Source organism: Anaeromicropila herbilytica (assembly GCF_016591975.1).
GTDB classification, from domain to species: Bacteria; Bacillota; Clostridia; order Lachnospirales; family Lachnospiraceae; genus Anaeromicropila; species Anaeromicropila herbilytica.
Window position 1 is genome coordinate 930,063 of the sequence record NZ_AP024169.1, and the last position, 22,546, is coordinate 952,608.

At 32.6% G+C, this 22,546-nt stretch carries 24 protein-coding genes; 17 read left to right on the top strand and 7 right to left on the bottom strand.

Annotated features, from left to right (window positions below):
• Positions 1–138 precede the first annotated feature (138 nt).
• The 5 genes from bsdtb5_RS03890 to clpP all read left to right on the top strand — a co-directional run bounded on the left by bsdtb5_RS03890 (position 139) and on the right by clpP (position 4,355).
• Positions 139–768, top strand: coding sequence for a hypothetical protein (locus bsdtb5_RS03890; protein WP_271714743.1), 630 nt, complete (start codon positions 139–141; stop codon positions 766–768).
• 281 nt (positions 769–1,049) lie between these two features.
• Positions 1,050–1,862: an MBL fold metallo-hydrolase gene (locus bsdtb5_RS03895; protein ID WP_271714744.1), complete on the top strand. Its 813-nt coding sequence runs from the start codon at positions 1,050–1,052 to the stop codon at positions 1,860–1,862.
• A gap of 35 nt (positions 1,863–1,897) precedes the next feature.
• Entirely contained in the window at positions 1,898–2,962 is a 1,065-nt protein-coding gene (corA, locus tag bsdtb5_RS03900; RefSeq protein WP_271714745.1) for a magnesium/cobalt transporter CorA, read from the top strand.
• A 380-nt stretch (positions 2,963–3,342) separates the two neighbouring features.
• Entirely contained in the window at positions 3,343–3,777 is a 435-nt protein-coding gene (locus bsdtb5_RS03905) for a helix-turn-helix transcriptional regulator (RefSeq protein WP_271714746.1), read from the top strand.
• Complete coding sequence (gene clpP / locus bsdtb5_RS03910; protein ID WP_271714747.1) at positions 3,774–4,355, top strand: ATP-dependent Clp endopeptidase proteolytic subunit ClpP; 582 nt, start codon at positions 3,774–3,776, stop codon at positions 4,353–4,355. Before bsdtb5_RS03905 ends, clpP begins: the two co-directional genes overlap by 4 nt.
• A gap of 81 nt (positions 4,356–4,436) precedes the next feature.
• Here clpP and bsdtb5_RS03915 read toward each other — a convergent pair whose 3' ends face one another.
• The gene (locus tag bsdtb5_RS03915) at positions 4,437–5,891 is read right to left on the bottom strand and encodes a methyl-accepting chemotaxis protein (protein ID WP_271714748.1); all 1,455 of its coding nucleotides are present in this window, start codon (positions 5,889–5,891) and stop codon (positions 4,437–4,439) included.
• A gap of 332 nt (positions 5,892–6,223) precedes the next feature.
• Here bsdtb5_RS03915 and bsdtb5_RS03920 point away from each other — a divergent pair, with 332 nt between their 5' ends.
• The 3 genes from bsdtb5_RS03920 (at position 6,224) to bsdtb5_RS03930 (ending at position 7,449) form a co-directional block, all read left to right on the top strand.
• Positions 6,224–6,535 (top strand): carboxymuconolactone decarboxylase family protein, encoded by a 312-nt coding sequence (locus bsdtb5_RS03920; RefSeq protein ID WP_271714749.1) that lies wholly within the window; start codon positions 6,224–6,226, stop codon positions 6,533–6,535.
• An 11-nt stretch (positions 6,536–6,546) separates the two neighbouring features.
• Positions 6,547–7,113 (top strand): PadR family transcriptional regulator, encoded by a 567-nt coding sequence (locus bsdtb5_RS03925; protein ID WP_271714750.1) that lies wholly within the window; start codon positions 6,547–6,549, stop codon positions 7,111–7,113.
• 78 nt (positions 7,114–7,191) lie between these two features.
• Positions 7,192–7,449 (top strand): TfoX/Sxy family protein, encoded by a 258-nt coding sequence (locus tag bsdtb5_RS03930; protein ID WP_271714751.1) that lies wholly within the window; start codon positions 7,192–7,194, stop codon positions 7,447–7,449.
• 143 nt (positions 7,450–7,592) lie between these two features.
• Here the strand turns inward: bsdtb5_RS03930 and bsdtb5_RS03935 are convergent, their stop codons facing one another.
• Together bsdtb5_RS03935 and bsdtb5_RS03940 are read right to left on the bottom strand one after the other, a co-directional pair.
• Entirely contained in the window at positions 7,593–8,681 is a 1,089-nt protein-coding gene (locus tag bsdtb5_RS03935) for a radical SAM protein (RefSeq protein ID WP_271714752.1), read from the bottom strand.
• A gap of 132 nt (positions 8,682–8,813) precedes the next feature.
• Positions 8,814–9,293 carry a hypothetical protein gene (locus bsdtb5_RS03940; RefSeq protein ID WP_271714753.1) on the bottom strand — a complete coding sequence of 160 codons (480 nt, stop codon included), beginning with the start codon at positions 9,291–9,293 and terminating at the stop codon, positions 8,814–8,816.
• Positions 9,294–9,661: 368 nt separating this feature from the next.
• Between bsdtb5_RS03940 and bsdtb5_RS03945 the strand changes: the two genes are divergently transcribed.
• The 3 genes from bsdtb5_RS03945 to bsdtb5_RS03955 are packed head-to-tail and all read left to right on the top strand — an operon-like array spanning position 9,662 to position 12,004.
• A complete protein-coding gene (locus tag bsdtb5_RS03945; RefSeq protein WP_271714754.1) occupies positions 9,662–10,708 on the top strand; it encodes an agmatine deiminase family protein in 1,047 nt (348 codons plus the stop codon).
• Between the two features lie 2 nt (positions 10,709–10,710).
• Positions 10,711–11,586, top strand: a complete 876-nt coding sequence (aguB, locus tag bsdtb5_RS03950; RefSeq protein ID WP_271714755.1) for an N-carbamoylputrescine amidase — start codon at positions 10,711–10,713, stop codon at positions 11,584–11,586.
• A 22-nt stretch (positions 11,587–11,608) separates the two neighbouring features.
• Entirely contained in the window at positions 11,609–12,004 is a 396-nt protein-coding gene (locus bsdtb5_RS03955) for a PPC domain-containing DNA-binding protein (protein WP_271714756.1), read from the top strand.
• A gap of 127 nt (positions 12,005–12,131) precedes the next feature.
• On the opposite strand, the gene bsdtb5_RS03960 is transcribed toward bsdtb5_RS03955, so the two are convergent.
• Together bsdtb5_RS03960 and bsdtb5_RS03965 are read right to left on the bottom strand one after the other, a co-directional pair.
• Positions 12,132–12,932 carry an MBL fold metallo-hydrolase gene (locus bsdtb5_RS03960; protein WP_271714757.1) on the bottom strand — a complete coding sequence of 267 codons (801 nt, stop codon included), beginning with the start codon at positions 12,930–12,932 and terminating at the stop codon, positions 12,132–12,134.
• A gap of 141 nt (positions 12,933–13,073) precedes the next feature.
• Positions 13,074–13,820 carry a helix-turn-helix domain-containing protein gene (locus bsdtb5_RS03965; RefSeq protein WP_271714758.1) on the bottom strand — a complete coding sequence of 249 codons (747 nt, stop codon included), beginning with the start codon at positions 13,818–13,820 and terminating at the stop codon, positions 13,074–13,076.
• 196 nt (positions 13,821–14,016) lie between these two features.
• On the opposite strand from bsdtb5_RS03965, the gene bsdtb5_RS03970 reads away from it, so the two are divergent.
• Positions 14,017–15,033, top strand: coding sequence for a glycoside hydrolase family 5 protein (locus bsdtb5_RS03970; RefSeq protein WP_271714759.1), 1,017 nt, complete (start codon positions 14,017–14,019; stop codon positions 15,031–15,033).
• Positions 15,034–15,413: 380 nt separating this feature from the next.
• Here bsdtb5_RS03970 and bsdtb5_RS03975 read toward each other — a convergent pair whose 3' ends face one another.
• The gene (locus tag bsdtb5_RS03975) at positions 15,414–15,938 is read right to left on the bottom strand and encodes a DUF6512 family protein (RefSeq protein WP_271714760.1); all 525 of its coding nucleotides are present in this window, start codon (positions 15,936–15,938) and stop codon (positions 15,414–15,416) included.
• 399 nt (positions 15,939–16,337) lie between these two features.
• Between bsdtb5_RS03975 and bsdtb5_RS03980 the strand changes: the two genes are divergently transcribed.
• The 5 genes from bsdtb5_RS03980 (at position 16,338) to bsdtb5_RS04000 (ending at position 21,738) form a co-directional block, all read left to right on the top strand.
• Positions 16,338–17,060, top strand: coding sequence for a PadR family transcriptional regulator (locus bsdtb5_RS03980; protein WP_271714761.1), 723 nt, complete (start codon positions 16,338–16,340; stop codon positions 17,058–17,060).
• A gap of 144 nt (positions 17,061–17,204) precedes the next feature.
• Positions 17,205–17,963, top strand: a complete 759-nt coding sequence (locus tag bsdtb5_RS03985) for an ABC transporter ATP-binding protein (RefSeq protein WP_271714762.1) — start codon at positions 17,205–17,207, stop codon at positions 17,961–17,963.
• On the top strand, positions 17,963–18,730 hold the full coding sequence (locus bsdtb5_RS03990) for an ABC transporter permease (RefSeq protein ID WP_271714763.1): 768 nt from the start codon (positions 17,963–17,965) through the stop codon (positions 18,728–18,730). The genes bsdtb5_RS03985 and bsdtb5_RS03990 overlap by 1 nt, the downstream gene beginning before the upstream one ends.
• On the top strand, positions 18,702–19,718 hold the full coding sequence (locus tag bsdtb5_RS03995) for an ABC transporter permease (RefSeq protein WP_271714764.1): 1,017 nt from the start codon (positions 18,702–18,704) through the stop codon (positions 19,716–19,718). The genes bsdtb5_RS03990 and bsdtb5_RS03995 overlap by 29 nt, the downstream gene beginning before the upstream one ends.
• Positions 19,719–19,923: 205 nt before the next feature.
• Positions 19,924–21,738 carry a glycerophosphodiester phosphodiesterase gene (locus bsdtb5_RS04000; RefSeq protein WP_271714765.1) on the top strand — a complete coding sequence of 605 codons (1,815 nt, stop codon included), beginning with the start codon at positions 19,924–19,926 and terminating at the stop codon, positions 21,736–21,738.
• Positions 21,739–21,831: 93 nt separating this feature from the next.
• Here the strand turns inward: bsdtb5_RS04000 and bsdtb5_RS04005 are convergent, their stop codons facing one another.
• Positions 21,832–22,539 (bottom strand): DUF421 domain-containing protein, encoded by a 708-nt coding sequence (locus tag bsdtb5_RS04005; RefSeq protein ID WP_271714766.1) that lies wholly within the window; start codon positions 22,537–22,539, stop codon positions 21,832–21,834.
• Between the last annotated feature and the right edge of the window lie 7 nt (positions 22,540–22,546).

The window sequence follows — 22,546 nt, forward strand, 5'->3', positions numbered from 1 at the left end:
AAATTCATAATTAATTTATTAATTTTTATACAGCAATATACACTCAGTACACCAAAATAAGGCTTTTGACCCTAACATCATACGGATAGGAAACAGCGCTAGATAATATGAAATATTCAGAAGGAAGGAAAAACATTTATGAAACTAACAATTCAAAAACCTGAATTATTTACTATTGTGGATAATTTATCTAAAAATACTTCTTTCGGTGGAAATCAGGCATGGTATCATAAATCCTGGAATCAAAAGTCAGGATGCGGACCAACTTGCGCAGCAAATATAACCGCTTATCTTGCACATACAAGAAAAGGGTATGAGAAACTATATAAATCAAGTAGTATGGAGAAAAGTGATTTTCTACAACATATGAATGATTTATTTGAATATATTACACCAGGCCCAATGGGAGTCAATACGATTGATAAGTTTCTTATTGGAGCAAGAAAATTTGCTGAGGATCGTGGAGTTCAACTTGAAATGAAAGCTCTATCTGTAGATAAATCAACAAAGAAATTAAGAAGTAGAGAAGAGCTGGTTAATTTTCTAGAAGAAGCGTTTCATAAAGATGCCCCAATTGCTTTCTTGAATCTATCTGTTGGTGAAGAGACAAGACTACAGAATTGGCATTGGATAACGATTACTGAGGTTGAGATATGGGATGATACCATTATGGCAATTGCATCGGATGAAGGAGATCTTAGAGTTTTTGATCTACTCTTATGGTATCAAACGACGAAAATGCATGGAGGATTAATCTATTTCGCTTAAGAATATTGAAAAATAAAAAGACCTGCTTTATTATCAATGAGCAAATTATAATTGATAATAAGGCAGGTTTTGTTTATTACACAAGAATTTGAGCAAACAGATGATTGTAGATGGAAAAAGTTTGTGCTAAAATTATGAAATACAAATTTTAGTATGAATGTTAAACATTATGGTTTCTAGCAAGATGATGTTGTCAAAGTATATTAGTAAATAGCTCTATTGTAGTGAACAATTTTTATAATAACTTTGCGAGTAAGCACTGTTGTAGAAAGAGGAAAAATGTGAAAAGAGGTCTTGAATTAATCAAAGAAATAAATGAATATAAGGTAGAAGAAGGTAAATTAGCATTTTGGTGGCTTGGTCAAATTGGGTATGCAATCAAGATGGGAAAAACAATTATCTATATTGATGCTTATTTATCCAATAACCCAGAGCGAAATATAGCACCATTATTAAAACCAGAAGAGATTAGCAATGCTGATATTATCATAGGTACACATGACCACGAAGATCATATTGACCGAGAGGTATGGCATCAATTATCAATTAGTTCACCAAAGGCTAAATTTATTGTGCCAGAGTTATTGCTGGATTCTTTATCTATAGATTTAGAAATCAATAAAGATAGATTCATTGGACTTGATGACAGTCAATGCATTCAGGTAGGTGAGATAAAAATTACTGGTATTGCAGCAGCACATGAATTTCTTGATCAAGATGCCATAACAGGAGGATATCCATATCTTGGTGTTGTAGTAGAGGGAAATGGATGTCAATTCTATCATTCTGGTGACTCCTGTATCTATGAAGGGTTATTAACAAAGTTAAAAGGATTTCCTAGATTGGATGTTATGTTTGTACCAATCAATGGAAGAGATGCAAAAAGATATCTAGGTGGTTTTATTGGCAATATGACTTATCAAGAAGCAGTGGACCTAGTTGGAAATCTAAAACCAAGACTTGCTGTACCAGCACATTACGATATGTTTACTGTCAATAGCGAGAATCCTGGGAACTTTGTGGATTATTTAAATGCAAAGTATCCAGGCATAGCATCACATGTGGGGGATTATGGAGAATTGGTTTTAATATAGTCGTTTTAGAGAAAAATAAAAGGTGCGGTATTAATATGAAGAAAAATAAGAAGAAAAGGAATAAGAAGCAAAATACTATAATAACAACTCCAATAAAACGGAGTATTGAGAAAGATTATTCTATAGAAATTATTGAATATAATGCAGAACAATGTTCAGAAAATAAAGTAAAGAATCTCAAAGACTATAACTTAGAGAAACTTGCAGACATCGATGAAGGAATTACAAGGTGGATTAATATCGATGAACAATATACCGAAGAAATATTAAATGAGATTCGTGATGTATTTGCCATTCATCCACTTACTATTGAGAATATCGTCAATGACAGACCACGTGCAAAAGTGGAAGAGTATGAGGATTATCTCTATATTGCAGCTAAGATGATCTATTATGCAGGCAATCAGTTAGTAGTTGAGCAAATGAATTTTATTATGGGAAAAAATTATGTCATCTCATTTGGAGAAGTTCGTGGAGATGTATTTGATCCTATTCGAAATCGATTAAGAAATCAAGGAACAAGACAGAGAAAAAATGGTGCCGATTACTTAATGTATACTCTACTCGATGCCATAGTAGATGGATATTTTGAAGTACTTGATGTAATAGGTGAGAAAATAGATGGTATCGAAGAAGAATTAATTGAATATTCTTCAGATGATTGCTTACATGAGATACGTATGGCTAAAAAAGAATTATTATATATAAGAAAAAACTTTGGGCCACTAAGAGAAGTGATATCTTGGCTAAGCAAAGAATCAAGTGAATTAATAGAAGATAAAGTTGAAATCTATTTTCGTGATGTATATGATCATATGGTTCAGGTTATTGATACAGCAGAAACATATCGAGAGTTACTCTCAGGACTTATGGAATTACACATATCCAATACAAGCAATCGGTTGAACGAGATCATGAAAGTATTGACTATCATATCAACAATATTTATACCATTAACCTTTATTGCAGGAATATACGGGATGAACTTTAAGTACATGCCAGAGCTTTCCTGGAAATGGGGATATGGAGGAACATGGCTTGTCATGATTATTATATCAATTATTATGGTAATCTTTTTTAAGAGGAAAAAATGGTTCTGATTTGTGAGGATACTAAAAAGTCCCCTTGTGGGTTAATGACGAATATCACTGTATAAGTATACGTGTTTAGATTTAGGTTAAAGAAGTATAAGAGATTCTAAATGAAAATTGAATCATTCAAAACATAATCAGAAGGAGCGAACTCGCTGCGCTCAAACAGCACTCCTTCTGATTATTGAACGATTCAATTTTCATTAAGAATCTCTAATACTCTTTAAAACAAAATCTTAACACGCATACTTATACAGTGATATTCGGGAAAGTTATATAGGGAACTTTTATGTTTTTCTCAAGTGAGAAAATTATTATAGCAATTTTTATTAAGAAATAAAGAATAGAATTAGATATAATCTCATTATAAAAGTAAAGAAGGTGAGAGAATGAAGGCGAATACCATAGTGATTACGGAGATACAAGATTATATTGATAAGCATTTGGAGGAAGAATTGAATCTGAATTGTATTGCTGAGAAAGTAGGCTATTCTAAGTATCATCTAAGTCGAATATTTGCAAAGGAAGTTGGGTGCACTATGCATCAGTATATTAAGAATAAAAGATTAGATCATGCTGCAAATTGTCTAGCCAAAACACAGATGCCAATTGTTGAGATAGCATTTCGTTCAGGGTATGATTCGCAACAAGCCTTTACGTATGCATTTAAGCAGATTTATTTAGTTTCACCACAGATATATCGTAAAAGAACTACATTTGAAGCTAGGATGTTACGTAACTATCGTTGTAAAAGTAATGCTAATAGGGGTATTCATGCTAGAAGTTTTGCCACTTTCTTTGATGGAGAGGTGAAAGTAGCATGAGTCTAATTCCTAGTGTAATTGAACAAACCAGTATTGGTGAAAGAAGCTATGATATCTATTCAAGATTATTAAAGGATAGAATTATATTTCTTACCGATGAGGTAACTGATGTGAGTGCAAGTGTTGTTGTAGCCCAGCTATTATTTTTGGAATCACAAGATTCAAATAAGGATATTAGTCTGTATATTCATAGCCCTGGAGGTTCTGTAACTGCTGGACTTGCAATCTATGATACTATGCAATTTATTAAATGTGATGTATCAACCATGTGTATTGGTATGGCAGCTAGTATGGGAGCATTTCTATTAGCTGGGGGAGCAAAGGGGAAAAGGTACGCTCTTAAGAATTCAGAGATTATGATACATCAGCCATCGGGAGGCGCAAAAGGGCCAGCGACAGATATACAGATAGCCGCAAATTATATACAAAAACATAAAAAATTATTGAATCAAATTCTTTCAGAAAATACAGGTAAGTTAGTAGAACAGATTGAAAAAGATACGGATCGAGATAATTTTATGAGCGCTTTGGAAGCTAAAGATTATGGCTTAATTGATGAAGTAGTTGAGAAGCGATAAATAGTGATAGGAATAGAGATAAAATAAAAAATACATGGTACTTTTCAATATATTGAAGGTGACCATGTATTTTTTATTTTATTATAATTGTTCTCTTAGGTGATTGGAAAGAGAAGTAATTTCATTTAATTTTTTTGATACATTTTTAACAGAATTATTTTGTCCTTTTACAGAGGTGGAGATATTTTCAATCATAGCAGAATTCTCTTCGGTAGTAGCAACAATTGTCTCTAATTCACCTTGAATAATATCAAAATGAGTTTTAATTTTCTCAATAGCAGCAAATTCTTTATTAACCAGTTCATTTGCTTCTTTCGTTGTGGTGTTAAGAGTTACAAAGAAATCAGATAGCGTTGTTACATCTTCTATACCAGAAACAACAGATTCAGCACCAGAGGATACTTTGTTTGATACATCTTTGGTGGTATCAGATAGTCGTTCGAGGATGATATGTATATTAGAAGCAGCTTGGCTACTTTGTTCAGCTAATGCACGAATCTCGTTAGCAACAACTGCAAAACCTTTACCGTGTTCACCTGCTCTAGCAGCTTCGATGGATGCATTTAATGAGAGTAAATTAGTCTGAGTTGCAATGGAATTAATCTCTTCAAGAATGGAATTAATCTGACCCATCTGTTCTAATAGATATCCTGTAGCATCTTTTGCGGAGGTCACTGTATTTTCAATTTGCTCCATGGATACTTTTACATTTTTGATTTCAACCTGACCATTATCAACGATTTCAGTTACTTGTGAAAATCTTTTTTGTAGGCTATTTGCATAACGATAGTTTTTATCCATTTGCTTATTCACGTCAACAAATTTATCATTAATTCTGACCATTGCTTCAGAAGAGTCTTCGGCAACTAGAGAAAGTTGTGTAGAGGCTTCTGCAACAGAATCGGAATGGGTAGAAACATCATTTAGATCATGTTCGCCAACTCGAATGGATTCATATAAATCTTCGGAGATACGGTGTGCTAATTCAGAAGTTACAGCAATTTGCTCTTGTTTTTCCTGTATCTCATTCAATGCAATCTGACTTTGATTTAATAGTTGTTCCCCTCGTCTGGTTGCAAATATAAGCATGATAGACATGGCGGCATAGATAAAGACACCAACAATAACAGAACCGAGTTCGGCTCCTTTTCCCCCTAAATAATCTGGCGCTATCATCGTGCATATGATGCAAGCTGTAACATAAATAGAAGAGTAGGAAAGGATAATCTTAGAACGAAAATAAAGTGTAGCCATTGCTAAGATAAAAAATGAAGCAGTAAATGTTCTATTATTTCCACCTTGAACAGCAGAAGCAATAATTGTTGATAGGCCAACAGTAGTGACTATTAGGCTTCCTTTAATCACATCATTAATAGGTAGAAAATAATAGATTGTAACTAGTAAGGATGTGGCAAGCATTACACCTCCAGTAGCAAAGGAGATAAAGCTTGCACCCCTGGTGGCGTATGAAATAGCAAATAGTAGGAAGGAGCAAATCCAAGTTGCTATTACATTAATTCGATGTACTTTTTTCATTACAATAGTTCCTTTCAGTTTAGATTAATTGGTTCATGTATCATAAAAAGTTTAAACTAGCTTATATTGTGATAGCATGATAAAAACTTAAAAAATTCTTAAGATTATTACAATTTTATCACGAAAATGGGCGAAAATCAATATAATAGCGCATTAAAATACAATATTTACTAAAAATACCTATTATAAAGAATTTAATGTATAAATATGTTATGTGTTATGTAAATTAGCATTGACAACTATTTAACAGTATAGTACTATACTGTTAAATAGTTTTATAAGTACTCAAAATATTGATTTTTACTACAATAAAGAATAAGAGGTAGATTAAAGTGAAACAGACAAGTAATAATTTTCAATCATTTATAAAAGAAACTGGTGAAGTAGGGGTTTCTTTTATGAATATGGTTATGACTCAATCTAAGAATAGCGCGCTTGATCCGAAGACAAATGAGTTGGCATATATTTCAGTACTAGCTGCTGTAGGCATGGTAGGAGGTATTCCTTTTCATGTAAAACATGCGAAATCTTTGGGAGCTTCCAGGGAAGAAGTAAAAAGTGCAGTATTAGTAGGTTTACCAGCAGTAGGTCTTATAGTAACAGAAGTTTTTGATCTAGCATTAGCTAGTTACGATGAGGAGTAAAGTAGAATAGTATGTCAAATGTAGATTTAATTCTATTGGGATTAGTATATGAACAATCTCGAAGTGCTTATGAAATGCAAAAACATATTGATTATAGAAATTTATCAAGTTGGGTGAAAATAAGTACTCCGTCCATATATAAAAATGTAAAAAAGCTAGAGGAAAAGGGATATTTAATCGGTGAATCTGTAAGAGATAGTAAAATGCCTGAAAGAACTATCTATGCAATAACAGAGGGCGGTAAAGATTATTTTCATCAGCTTATGAGAAAAGCAGCATGTTCAAATGTAAACATATTATTTGAATTTAATGCAGTTGTTGCTAACCTAAATAAATTAGAGAAGAACGAGGCAATTCAATTAATTCATGATATTAAGACCCAGATATGTGTGAGCTATGAGCAGATGCAGCAGATGCAAAAACAACGAGAATCCATCCCACTTGTAGGAAGGACCATAATTGAACAGCAATTAAAAGTATTGGAATCATTAAAGAATTGGGTAAACTCATTTGAGAAAGAGTTTACGTTGGTAGGATCAGCTAAGACAGGAGAGATTGATGATTCTTCTATAGAATAAAGAGTAACTATTATAGAAAAAATTATGAATTTGATGTGTTTATCTAAAATATTATATATCTTAGAAAGGGTAATTGAAATGGGAGAATTATCAAAGCTACCGAACATAGGAAATGTTGTTGAAGAACAGCTAAATCATGTTGGTATCAATAATGAAGAACAGCTGAAAGAGATAGGAAGTAAAGCAGCTTGGTTAAAGATTAGAGCCATTGATTCATCAGCATGTATTAACCGCCTTCTTGCTTTAGAGGGGGCAATTCAAGGTATTCGTTGGTTTGGTCTTACTGATGAGAAGAAAAAAGAACTGAAGGAGTTCTATAAGGAAGTTAATGCATAATCAAATAATAATAAGTAATAGATAAGCCCTTCCAGACATTAGGGAGGTCACCGAAAAAGTCCCTTATTATACTTTATTGAAAGGGACTTTTTCAGTGACCTCGACAGTAGGTACGGAGGGGCTTATCTATTAAATTATAAAAATTAATCTAATAACGATTTTACAACCTCTTCTTGTTCAAACAAAGTACAACCACCATCATGTTCTTTCATTAGAATGTTCTGATTACATAGTCTTTGAAATAATGGGGAATGTAGAGCTTCTCTTAAAGAGGTATCTCTTAAATTGGTATCCGAATATGGAGAGAATGGACAAGGTTCAGCACCACCATGCGCATTAATATGAAAGAACCCTCTACCCGCTGCTAAGCATCCACCAGAGCTTTTCTCATCTCCTGGGAATGAGATAAAGACCATATCTTGATTAGAAGTTCTTAACTTATGTAATCTATTAGCCAATTCTTCACGCTCGGTATCAGTCGGTGCTAGTTCTTTGGTATCTTTGTTAACGGGTACATATTCAATATAGAAGACAACTTTACAGCCTCTTTTCGATAGTTCAGTAAGAAAAGTCTGATCGGTTACTTCATTTAGGTTTACCTTGGTAACTGTTATAGAAGCACCATATAATATTTTACGTTCTTTTAAATCGTCCATAACTTTAATTAATTTTTCATAGACGCCATTACCTCTTCTTGAATCAGTATATTGTTGATTTCCTTCGATGCTTATGACAGGTATAAGGTTACGATATTTATCAAAATGTTTTATGTAAATATCATTGATAAGCGTTCCATTCGTAAAGATGGGAAAGATAATATTCTTATAATGTGATGCAACTTCAATCACATCATTTCGAAGAAGTGGTTCACCACCTGCAAGTAGAATGAAACTAATACCTAATTTTTCAGCTTCCATAAATATCTTATCCCATTCACTACTAGAAAGGAGTGAATCTGTATTATGATCGGAACAAGAATTATTTGCTCTAGCATAGCATCCCTTACAATAGAGATTACAGTAGCTTGTTATACTAGCAATTAGAAAGGGAGGGATATGTTCCCCTTGTGCTTCGAAATCCTTTCGTAATTTACTAGCATTGTTACTTGCTAGCATATATTTGGATATGAAAAGACTTTCCTTGGGATTACTTAGAGAAGCTTTCAAAGCTCCTTTGATGATATTTTCTACACCATTACTTAAATATTCTTCGAGATTAAATGTATGGCTCATGGTTCCTCCTTATATGATAAGCTACTTAGGATTTATTTCTTTTGGCAGGACTACGCCAATATTAATAATGATACATCAATATACACATTGTATGTTATGTATGGTTTTTTGACCCTCAAATCCTATGATATGCTATTTTAATTTATAGATATTCAACATAATATCAGAATCAATAGAAGGTTTCTTGATAAAGGATGCTAACCAAAGTTCATTATCCATAACGTACAGACAGTAATTTGCTTTCTGCTTTTTATTATTAGAGATGCTATACTTGTAACAATTTTTATAATCGGATAATGATAATAATTGAAAAGTAGCTTTATTAAGCGAATGTATCATCTCCTTATCCATCTTCTTTTTCTCGTAACTTGGATGGTCTAATTTCACATGTTCCTTTGAAGAATCAATTCGAAAGATATCCTTATGAATCGTACATTTGGTATCTTTCATTCTATTTTCTATGTAATCTAGTGAAGACGAGCTAAAAGGTGGGAAATATACGACTTTATCAAATGTGTACACACCTAATATGGGTGAAGAGTACGATCTACTACAAACTAGTAAAATAACAGAGAACACGATAAGAAAAACATATAGAAACTTTTTTTTCATAAAATCTCCTTTATCATTGATTACCTAGATGTTAGTTACTAATAGTATTATACTCCAGTTTAATTTATGTTACTAACAGAATATGGATATGATATCATAAGATTTTTACTAAACAAAATTTTATTGTCATAATTAATAACTCTAGGTATAATAAGTCTGAAAAGATGTTGCATGATATAAAAGGATAGGCTGAAAATACTTTGAAATGATATAAAATATTAATGATTTATTGTTTTGCAATATTTATTTTAAACAAACTATTAAAATGAATAGTGATGGGAACAAGTGAAACAATAAGACATAACAAAATTAGATATAAGCATAGTAAAATAGAATAGTTTAAGAATGAATATGAATGAGGTAAAAATATGCAAATAAATAGTCAATATTTCATGCCAGCAGAGTGGGAACAACATGAAAGAACATTTATAGAGTGGCCAGTAAAAGATTCATTAGTATGGCCAGAGAATTATAAAGAAGTATGCGAAGGGTATGCCAATGTAGTGAGAGCAATTGCTGCGATGGAACCTGTATCTGTAATTGTAAATGAAGATACGAAAGAGTATGCAAGAGAACTATGCGGAAATAAGTTTAGTAATGAGATTACATTTTTAAGTATTCCTCATAATGATGCTTGGGTACGAGATAATGGCCCAACCTTCGTGTGGAATGATAACAAAGAACTAGCAGGTATTAACTGGAGATTCAATGCGTGGGGTGAAAAATATGTTCCTTATGATCTTGATGACAAAGTAGCCAAAAAGGTATTAGAGCATTACCATGTACCAGTAATAGATTCACCAATCATACTAGAAGGTGGCTCCATTCATGTAGATGGTGAAGGAACATTGCTAACGACAGAAGAATGTCTTCTTAATACCAACCGTAATGCTAGTTTATCAAGAGAAGAGATTGAAGAAGAAGTGAAGGAAAAGCTCAAAGTCTCTAAGATTATATGGTTAAAAAGAGGTCTTTATGGAGACGAAACAGATGGACATGTCGATAATATAGCTTGCTTTGCGCGCCCAGGAGTGATTCTTCTTCAGGCATGCCATGATGAAACAGATCCAAATTATGAAATAACAAAAGAAAATCTTGAGATACTAAGAAATGTAACGGATGCGAAAGGTCGTAAAATAGAAGTAATCGAAATTGCTCAACCTCCAATTCGTTTTTATGAAGAAGAACGATTAACATTAAGTTATTTGAACTTCTATTTTGTAAATGATGGAATTATCCTACCTGTCTTTGGAGGAGATGCAATTGAATATGATAAAAAAGCAGAAGAGGTATTACAAAAGGTATTCCCAGAACGTAGAATCCTTCCAGTTGATGGTATGCCGTTAATCAAGGAAGGCGGGAATGTACACTGTATTACACAACAGATGCCAAAAGGAATACGTAAGGAGGATTAACAATGAGAAAAGTTAAAGTAGCAGCAACACAGATGAGTTGCTCAAATCAGATAGATGAAAACATTGCAAAGGCGGACCTTTTGGTTCGAGAAGCAGCCGCAAAAGGTGCACAGATAATTTTGATTCAAGAATTATTTGAAACATTATATTTTTGCCAAAAGGAAAAACCAGAATATTATAATTACGCAACAGAAGTGGAAGAGAATAAAGCAATTGAACACTTTAGAAAAGTAGCAAAAGAATTAGAAATCGTACTACCAATCAGTTTTTACGAAAAGAAAAACAATGCTAGATACAATGCGCTTGCGGTCATAGACGCTGATGGAGAAATCTTAGGAGTATATAGAAAAAGTCATATTCCAGACGGGCCTGGTTATGAAGAAAAGTATTATTTTAATCCAGGAGATACAGGATTTAAAGTATGGAAGACTAGATATGGTAAGATTGGAGTGGGAATCTGTTGGGATCAATGGTACCCAGAAACAGCTAGATGTATGGCACTCATGGGAGCTGAGATCTTATTCTACCCAACAGCCATTGGATCGGAGCCTGAGAGTCCAGAGGTAGATAGTAAAGATCATTGGCAAAGATGTATGCTTGGGCATGCTGCATGCAATCTAATGCCTGTTGTTGCATCGAATCGTGTCGGACAAGAAGTAATTGGAGATTCTGCAATTACATTCTATGGTTCTTCCTTTATAGCCAATGCAGTAGGAGAGAAGATTGCAGAGGCTAATAGAACTGAGGAAACAGTATTAGTTGCAGAATTTGATTTAGATGCAATCGCAGAGCAAAGAATTGAATGGGGAATCTTTAGAGATCGTAGACCAGATCTATATGGTGCTATTCTCACATATGATGGTGAAGTAAAAAGATAATGGAAAGAATAGGATGAAGAGTATGAAACCACATTGTTTTCGACTCAGACGAGGAGAAGATTTATATCTTTCATTAAAAAGTTATGTAAGCAAGAATAACATAAAAGCTGCAACAATCATATCAGCAGTAGGGTGTGTATCAAGAGCATGTTTGCGAGATGCTAGTGGAGTGAATATTCGAGCAATAGAAGAACATATGGAGATTGTATCAGTGATTGGAACGCTTTCAGATAATAGAGTCCATCTGCACGCCTCTTTTAGCAAAGAAGATCTATCTACCATTGGAGGACACCTTGTAGAAGGATGTGTGATCAATACAACTGCAGAAATCGTACTTCTAGAAATGCCTGAATATGAATTCGAGAAAGAATATGATGAAGAGACAGGGTACAATGAATTAGTCATACATCGAAGATAGGATCATAAAGTAAGAGAATCTTTAATGTACATTCATAAATCAAAGGATTAAAATGAACAAGCTGAAATTAGGGTAATTTTTAGATTACTTTAATTTCAGCTTTTTTTAATATTCTATGTTATCGTACTTATAATTTGATTACTTCCAAATCTTCTGGTACAAATAGATTCCCATGATAATATTCTTTACCTTCATTCAGATAGAGCGCTTTTCTATTCTCAATATTTTTATCTTCTGTATGATATAAGATCAGATTCTTAACATTCAATTCTTCCCCAAGCTTGCAAGTATCTTTTACAGTACTATGATGTTTCTCATAAGGTTTAAAAATATCACGTTCTTCATATAGGCAAAAGGCTTCATGTAATAACCAGTCTGCATCCTTTGCGTACTCGAATTCAATATCCTTATAAGGTTCATCCCCTAAGAACGTAAATTTCTTTCCATTTTGTAAGGTAGTAGTAAATCCGTATTGTTTAGCCTTTGTAGAACCGATATCAAAAAATTGCACCGAATAGTTCAATATTTGTATTACTTCCTTATCATCAACTGGTGTTAGTAAGATACGATCTCCAATAAAATCGAAGAATTTCTTCTGAACAGTTAATTTAGCAATAGTATGGATCGTATTTACCAGATCTGCATGGCAGTAGATATTCAGATTACCATCATATTTACCTTGCTTCATCTTCGTGGCAATAACTCGAATCAACCAGATAACTCCAAGTAGATGATCAGTATGTTCATGGCTGATGAAGATATGATGTATCTGTTCCGTAGGAATCTCCGCTTTTTCTAATTGTGCAAGTATTCCATTACCACCACCAGTATCAACTAAAAAGTATTCATCGTCTTTTATTGCAAAGCAAGTATTATAACATTTGGTTACAGTCGCATTACCCGTTCCAAGCATGATAAGTTGTTCCATAATTAAGCCCTCTTTTGAATATTTAGGTTTTTGAATGTAACAGGATTAACCTAGAAACCATAAGACGAGTATAAAATTTTTAATACGGAATGTCAATAACGCATAACGGTGTATATATCAAGTATTCCATAACTTATTAGTCTAACTCCAGTTGTGCCTATAATATTTATTACGATATTCTCTCGGAGTAAGTCCTGTATGTTCTTTGTAGACTTTAATAAAATGGCTTTGCGAAGAAAAAGCAAGGTATTGGCTTATTTCGGAGCAAGTATAATCAGAATATTTAAGCATATTTGAAGCTGCTTCTATTTTCATTTGTCGGATATACTCACTTACAGACACTCCCATTTCTTTTATGAACAACTTAGAAAGATAACTTTCATTCATGCCGATTTGTACTGCTAATTCTTTTATTGTGATATGTTGATGTAAAGATTTGCCAATGAAATCATTGCATTTTACGATCTGCTTTGAGAAGATTTTATCCGTATGTAGACGTTGCATACGTACGGTATAATCCATCACCATTTTACAATGCAGTGTTTGAATTTCTTTTACATTATGGCAGTGATCTGCCTCCTGAATGTATAAATCGCTTAGACTATAAGAGGTTTCAGGTGACATACCTCCTTCAATACAGAAACGTGTTAGCATCGCAGCTAATACAATGAAATGATAGACTAGATTGCGTAAAGGGTCTTTCGATAAGACTCCAAAGCCAGACATATCATTTGTCATATATAGTATTGTATACTGTTCAATGGCCTTCACATCCCCATTCTTAACCATCTCATAGAATTCAAGTTCCTCTTCATAAGACTTATGTATTTGATCATTTTCACGTTGTTCAAATAGAAATCGTTCAAGTTTACTCTCGGAATTCATCATATCACTCCTCTTATTCAAAAACATACCATAAATCTGTTATAAAAACAATGAATTTGGTATTTAATTTATAACTATTTTAATAAAATGTTGTTAGGATCAAAAGCCTCATTTTAGTGTATTGTAATAGTTGAATGTTAAATTGAAAAATATACCAATAATGGTCTGTGTTAATAAAATAGAAAGGTATGGAAATATTATGAAAGTGTTTACAGGTTATCAAAAAGGAATTAATCTAGGGGGATGGTTATCACAGTGTAACCATAAGAAGGAACATTATGACAGTTTTATTCAGGAAGAAGATATTGCAAATATTGCAAAAATTGGAGCGGATCATGTTCGTGTACCAATTGATTATGAATTAATTCAGACCGAAGAAGGGGAGTTTATAAAAGAAGGTTTTACTTATATTGATAACTGCCTCAACTGGTGTGATAAATATAATCTGAATATGATTCTAGATCTTCATAAGACAGCTGGTTATTCCTTTAATCAACCAGAGTCGTCTAAGGCATTTTTTGAAGAGGAAGAATTACAAGAAAGGTTTATTTCTCTTTGGATTGAGCTTGCAAAACGATATGGACATCAAAAAGATCGTCTGGCATTTGAAATCCTAAATGAAATTGTATTTTATGAAGTTGTAGAAGAGTGGAATCAGATTGCAGCAAAAACGATTCAAATAATTCGAGTGTTTGCACCAGAGATTAAGATCTTAATTGGTGGTGTATGCTATAACAGTGTATTTACAGTTAATCTCTTAGCTGATTTTAAAGATGAAAATATTGTATATAATTTTCATTGCTATGAGCCATTCAACTTCACACATCAAGCAGCCTATTGGGTAGAAACAATGCCAAAGGATTTTCGTATGAATTATCCAGGTGATATAAAGGATTATCTGATTCATAATTCGAATACAGTAAAAGAAATGCTAGAAAAGAATCAAGTAAAAGAAATGAATTCAAAATTCTTTGACTTAATCTTTAAAGATGCTATTGATTGTGCAAAGAAAAGAGGTGTAGCACTTTATTGCGGGGAATATGGTGTTATTGATCAAGCTGATCTAACTAGTACAGTTCATTGGTTTCAAGATATTAATGAATCCTTTAGAAGAAATCATATTGGGAGAGCAATGTGGTCTTACAAAGGTGTAGATTTTGGACTAATTGATGAGCATTATCAGCCAATATATGAAGAATTAATTAAGTATTTATAGCAATATGAGTTGCCCGACATATGACCTGTTTGGGAAGTAGTCTAGGCAATTTGCACAAAACAGAAAAACTCATGCTTCATTGAATAGGTATAAGAAGTACTAGTTCTCAGATCATTTTGTGTAAAACATATGCTAGGACAGATAACTCGCTGCGCTCAGACAGATCTATCCTAGCATATAACACAAAATGATCCGAGAACAAGATCTTCTAATACATATTCAAAGGCGCAATCGCTTCTTCTGTTTTGTGCAAATTACCAGGCTAGATTTTGAAACAGGTCATTTGTCGGGCAACTCACAATATGATGTTGGGGTCAAAAGCCATATTTAATAACTGATAACAAATAGTAAAGCAAATAGTCTCACAGAAATATGTGAGACTATTTGCCGTAGGTTAAAGTATTTGGATCCTGAAATAATGCAATATGAGGAGGGCGATATGTAAATATTACAAAAGTAGCACAAAGTATGATTAGAATTAGTAAGCTCCATTGTATTGCTTCCTTCGTAGCAAAACGATCTGTTTGTAGAGTTCGATAGCTATAATAATATGCTACAAGCACTCCTAGAATAAAGGTTCCAATATCAGCTACTAGGTAATTTTGTCCGATGATACCCGTATAGGTATAGAAGGATACAACAATAGTCAACATACCAAGTAGGATGGAGAATACCTTAACTGGAATAAAGTTTTTAATCTCCTTGCCATTCACAAAATATTCAATAATAGTAAATAGAAGCATTGGAACAAAAATTAGTTTTAGATGTTCCCAAGTACTTTCATTTACTGGGCTAAAAAGTGCTACGACAGGATTATTACCTGACCATTCATAAGTAAAATGTAGGAGTGTACCAACAATTATTGTAAAGATAGCTCCTATGATATGCCAACATTTTAAACGCATAATAGCTCCCATCTGTCGCCATAGACGACATATCAATCAGGGGTGTGAAATGACTTATTTCACATGATACCTCTTAACTATATCATATTATCAGAAGATTCATTTTATTCCTTGGATATTAACCAAGTTAATTAAGTTTCATTCATGTAATTGATCCTTATGTATAAAGTCTTGTATAAATAGTAACTGTAAAATTAGGATATTGAAACTTAATGGAAATATATAGTTGACAATACTCAATGTTGGGCATATAATATAACAAACGTTGGATATAAAAACCATTCAAACATCGCGGTTATAATAACCTACATTTGAATTTATCAAGCATTCAATAAACATTTTACTGGGAAGTTTGAGTAACAAAGAATAAAGCACAAAAAGAAAGGCATAGGAGTAAATATGATAAGAGGTCTAATATTGTTTTATCTAAACATTAAGCCTACTCATGGATATGAGATACAGAAGTTTTTACAGATGTCAGGTTCTGATCAGTGGGCTAAGATTCAATCTGGTTCCATATATTATGCACTTACAAAACTAGAAAAAGAGAAGTTTATTGAAGTGCATAAGGAAGAGAGAACAGGCTCTAGAGTAAGAAAAATCTATCAGATTACAGAGAGTGGAATAGAAGAGATGCGTAGGGAGCTCAAAGAAGAATTGGCAAAGCCTATAGCCAATGTTGGCTCTTTTAAATTTATGACTTACCCTATTACGGGAACACTATCGAAAGAAGAGATGAAAGTAATTACCCGAGCGCATATTAAGGATTTGGAGGAACAACTTACTTATTGGACTAAGTGGAAAGATATTAAGACAAAGGAAGAGAATAGGGACCTCGAATATCTCAGTTTTCGAATGACTATCAATAGCCTGAATGACCAGATTGAGTGGCATAAAGAATTGCTAAATCATATGGATCAATATATAGCACTTGGTGAGAGTGCGAAGACCTATATTAGAAGTAATGATTTTTCTGAGATATCTGATGAGATGATGGATACGAATGGGGATGACAGGTTACAGTATCTAGAAAAGTTAAAAGGCGAGATATTAAAAGATCCAGATAACGCTGTTCAGAACATTGATAAGATAATTGACGAATTAAAGAAACAAAGGAAATAGTTAAACGAAGGAATTATATAATCTATGAAAGAGAGTATAATTCCTAAAATTAAAACAACATATCCAACATTGGATATCATATATTGCATATAAATAGATTACAAATAAAAATCTGAATTTAAAAAATAGAAAGGAAGTAGTAGTATGCAAAACATTTTAGAGATTAGAAATTTATCAAAAAGATATGGAGAGAAATCAGTGGTAGAGGATCTGTCTTTTCAACTAAAGGAGGGAGAGATACTTGGTTTCTTAGGGCCAAATGGGGCAGGTAAGAGTACGACTATATCTTTGATAACTGCTATACAAGAGAAAGACGCAGGTAAAATATTACTTTATGGAAAAGAAACTGAGAGAAATATGCAAGAATTTAAGAGGTCATTAGGAGTCGTTCCTCAAGAGATTGCTCTATATGAAGATCTAAGCGCTTATGATAATGTGGATTTCTTCTGTTCTTTATATGGATATAAGAAAAAGATTAGGAAGGAACGAGTACAAAAGGCATTAGAGCAAGTGGGATTGTGGGAGCATAGGAACGAGACCCCTAATAAATTCTCAGGAGGTATGAAACGAAGACTGAATATTGCATGCTCCATTGCACATACCCCTAAGATATTAATCATGGATGAACCAACCGTTGGAATAGATCCACAATCAAGAAATCATATTCTTGAGACGATTCGTGTCTTAAATGAGAGTGGAACAACCGTAATCTATGTATCTCATTATATGGAGGAGATTGAAAGTCTTTGTGGAAGAATTATATTAATGGATCATGGAACATTAATGGAGGATATCGGAAAAGATGCTCTTAAAGATAAATACCAACCTTTGGGTCTTAACAATCTAGAAGAGATCTTCCTATACCTCACGGGAACTGAGCTAAGAGATAAGGAGGAAGCATAATGAATGGAAGTTATCATATGTTCACATTTGACTTTAAGAGAAGAATAAAAAGTAGTTTTACTTATGGATATCATTTAATCTTTCCTGTAATAATGATTTTGTTATTGGGTTTACTTTTGTCTGGGCAATTCGGGGAACGGTTATCTAGTTTTCAATATTATGCCCTTGTGATGTTACCATTTTGCACAACGTTAGCTATGATTACTTCTGCATATGCGGGAAAAGATGAAGCATATCAAAAGACTGCCTACCGTTTTTTGATTGCACCAATTAAGGAAAAAGATATTGTGATTGCCAAGATTTTATCTTGTACGATTTCATTTGGCATGTGTAATATCTTAGTATTGGTAATTTCTTGGATAATATTTTCAATACCAATGGGAAGCAGTGTGTTAGAAATTATTTTACTATTAGTTTCAGAGACTTTTTGTGTATGTGCAATTGGTATATACATTGGGCTTGGAATGAAGAATTTCATTATACTTAAGAATTTTTTAAATATACCAATATTCATATGTGCAATCATTGGAGGTTCTTTTTATCCGATTGGTACCAGTAACTCAGTGTTAGAAGTAGTGTTTCATTTATCACCGTTAACTTGGGTGAATCGTAGTATTTTCTTATGTATTTACGATAATCATAGTGAAATCTTGTGGATAACTAGTTTCATTTTATTAGCTATTGGTGGATTATTTACCTTTGCAGGAGTCCGTTCATTTCAAAAGGAGGAGTTTTTACATGGAGATTTACTACGTATTCAAAAATAATATAAAAAGAAGCTATCATAATACCTTCCAATTCATTTTACTTTTATTGTTGCCAGCAATTATTCTACTATGTAGTAATGTGGTAGGGCAGATGAGTAAGCCAAGTATTCGATTAGGTATTCTATATGAAGAGAAGAATCCAGCTTATCATCAGGTAATGAAAAGTCTTAATCAATCAAAAGGAATTACATTTCAAAAGGCGAAGGAGGAAAGTCTTCACACCGACCTAATTCTTGGTACTTATCAATATATAATTGATTTAAGAGAAGTTCATGAGATTAAGAATCTAAAAATATTATCTTATGCATCAGATTCTTCAATTAGAAAGATAACGAATCAGATAAAGAGGAGTGTAGAAAGTGGTAATAAGGTTCAGTTGAGCGTAAATAATAAGGGAGATATAACGGAGAGTGAGAGAATATGTGCATATCTATTTACCGTTTTCATTATCACAGCAACTATTAATGCTTGTATATTAATTAAAGATAGGAAAGAAGGAATGCTTCGTAGATTCGGTTTTGCACCAACTAAGATATATTCATATATAACGGGGAACACCGTATTTAACTTAGTCGTAGCAGTTTGCCAAATAGTGATTGTGTATGGTGTAATAATATTATTTCATATTCCAGTATACCTAAATATAATTCATTTCTTAATAATAATGAGCGCAATAATCTTCTTCTCAATCAGTATGGCCACTTTTGTATGTAGTATCAGTAAAAGTGACTTATCTGCCAATGTACTTTCTTCTTGTGTTGCTTTGTTGTTTACCCTCCTTGGTGGTGGCTTTATAGGCTTTTATAAAATGCCTTTTATCTTACAAAAAGTAGGGAGTATAAGTCCAGTTCATTGGATAATAAATAGTGTTGGAGCTATGGAAGACTCCAAGGATAATCTGCCTTTGACATCGATCTTCTTATTAATTGGAGTATCAATTGTGCTATATTTAGGGTCCATTAAAAAGCTATCAAAAAATGTACAGTAACAGCTAAATATTATGGGTTATCGAAAGATTAGATCGAAGATTACTATTTGGCCAAATAGTTGATTAGTAACCTTCGAAGCAAATTTATATATGGTTTATATTGTGATTTTACGATATGGGTAGTATAATGATTCAGAAATAAACAAAGCCATCCATCACTACTTTGTAATAGTAACTAAGGTAGGGTTGGCAGTTGGGAGGCTAGATGTTTAAAGTATGGAAGAATACTTTGATTTCAGTAAAGAAATCAACTAGAACCTTATTCGTGTTTGAGATATTATTTAAAACAATAACAATGTTGGCACTAATACCTGGTTTTAAATATTTAATAGATTTAACCCTTGAGATTAATGGATATTCCTATATTACTACGAGAAATATATTATCATGCTTAAAGAATCCAGTTTTTGATTTGATGTTAATTGGAATTTTATTATTGTTTGCACTCTCGGTAATATATGAAATATCTATTATCGTATTGTTCTTTGGACATGAGTTTATAGATCAGAAATTATTATATCGTAAACTATTTATATTAAGTAGTAAAGAAATGAAAAAAGTCTTAAAGCCAAGAAATTTTCTACTATTACTCTATGCTTTATGTCTTTTCCCATTTACTAATTTTGTTACTACCTCAAGTTATATGGTGAGTAATATAGAGATTAACGAATATTTTTTAGATTATATTATAAGATCCAAATCATTAACTCTTTTTTTTATTAGTTTTATGCTTGTTATATTTATCATAAGCATACTTCTAACCTTTGTATTCTGCTATGTATTTCTTGAACATAAGAATATAGAGGAGGCATGTATAGAGAGTGTAAGATTAATCAAAGGTAAAGTTATTAAGACTGTTATAAGTTTAGTGTTATGTAATATTATTTTTTTAGTGATCTATATAGCATTCTATTTGCTTGTTATCCTACTTGTTAGTTCAGGTACAACAATATTACAGAAGCAGGAATTTTCATTTGTATTTTTCCTATCCTTTTTTAATTTATCAAATAAATTGGTAGTACTTATTTTTAGTAGTCTAGAAGTGATTGTTCACTTCGCATTTACCGTACATCTTTATTACGCGTATAGTGGGAAGATGAAAAAAAAATATTCTTTAAAATTAAATAAGAAAAATATAAGACGTAAGCTTCCTTATCGATCCAGAAGAGGAATTGCAATGATTGGAGCTGTTATCTTACTTTTTAATACTTGGGGTATTTATTATGTCATGCATAATACTTACGGAATATTAGGAGTAAATGATACCCTGATTACCTCCCATAGAGGAAATTCCATCAAAGCTCCTGAAAATACATTAGCTGCTCTCGATTATGCAGTGAGGGATATGTCGGATTATGCAGAAATTGATGTGCAAGAGACAAAAGACGGGGTCATTATCCTATTTCATGACAGTAATCTAAAGAGGATCACAGGAATCAATAGAAACATATGGAAAGTGAATTATGATGACATTAAGGATATTGATATAGGTAGTTGGTTCAATAAAAAGTTTAGTGATCAAAGGATACCTACTCTCGATGAAGTCTTAAAATTCTGTAATAATAAAATTAGATTAAATATTGAATTAAAACCTCATGGGAATGAGAAAAACTTAGAAAAATCAGTAGTTAGTATTATTGAAGAAAATGACTTTGTAAACCAATGCGTTATTACTTCGTTTAACTATGATTCCTTGAAAAAAGTGAAAAAGTTAAATCCTGAGATAAAGACAGGCTATATCTTGAGTGCTGTTTATGGAAAGTTTTATGATTTGAAATATGCTGACTTTTTTAGCATCGAGAAAAGTTTCATAACAGATAAAGTTGTAAATGAAGCTCACAAGCGTGATAAGGAAGTATTTGCTTGGACAATTAATTCTGCCTCTTACATGAAGAAGATGGCCAAACTAGGTGTGGATAATATTATTACAGATAACCCTGTAAAAGCAAGGAAAGTTATCTATTCAAGCGATATTCCTAATTATACACTCGATTTTTTAAAGTTAATTTTTGAATATTAATAGAAAAAGAATCTTATAAAATGGTTATGATGCGCCTTCAATAAAGTCTAACTTATTGGGGTCACATCATTATGCATCTTATAAGATTCTTTTTTATTCGAATATATCTCTTGTTTCACTCTTATCTTGCTTTAAGTAAACATAAAAATTATTATCTTTATCAGCAGTAGCTAAAATAACTTGGGATATATCTTTTACACCTTGTCCATGTAATTGTTTAGTAAGCCAATCCTCGTTTCTACCACTTGCTTTAAGATTACCATGCATGATGTTTCCATCTATTATTACATTATAAGAAGGGAGTTCTTGTGTTGGTGTGAGGCTTAGATCATCAGGAGTTACTGGGCGGTTCGCAACTTTGGGAAGAATACTCATCTTACCATTTGGCTCCAGTAGAACTGTATGAATATCATTTAAGGAAAAATAACCGCTTTGCCTACATTGAGATAAAAATTCATCAATATCAATTTTAGCCTTTAATAGATTTTTTTGGTTTATACAATCGTTATGAAACAGAATCATGGTTTTACCTTCTATAAATCGTCTCATTCGTATGGATTTACATGTGACAAAGGAAATAATAGTAGATACAATTCCATATACAATCATTGCAGTCATAGGCTTCATATAATCATTTTCAAGAGAAGTAGCCATCTCAGCTGCAATGGAACCTATTGTGATTCCATTAATATAATCGAACATACTTAGTTCGGATATTTGTCTGTCTCCCATTATTTTTGTCACAATGAAGAGGACTAATAAAGAGGCAAGAGAGGTAATTATAATTCGAATAATTTCCATATGATAA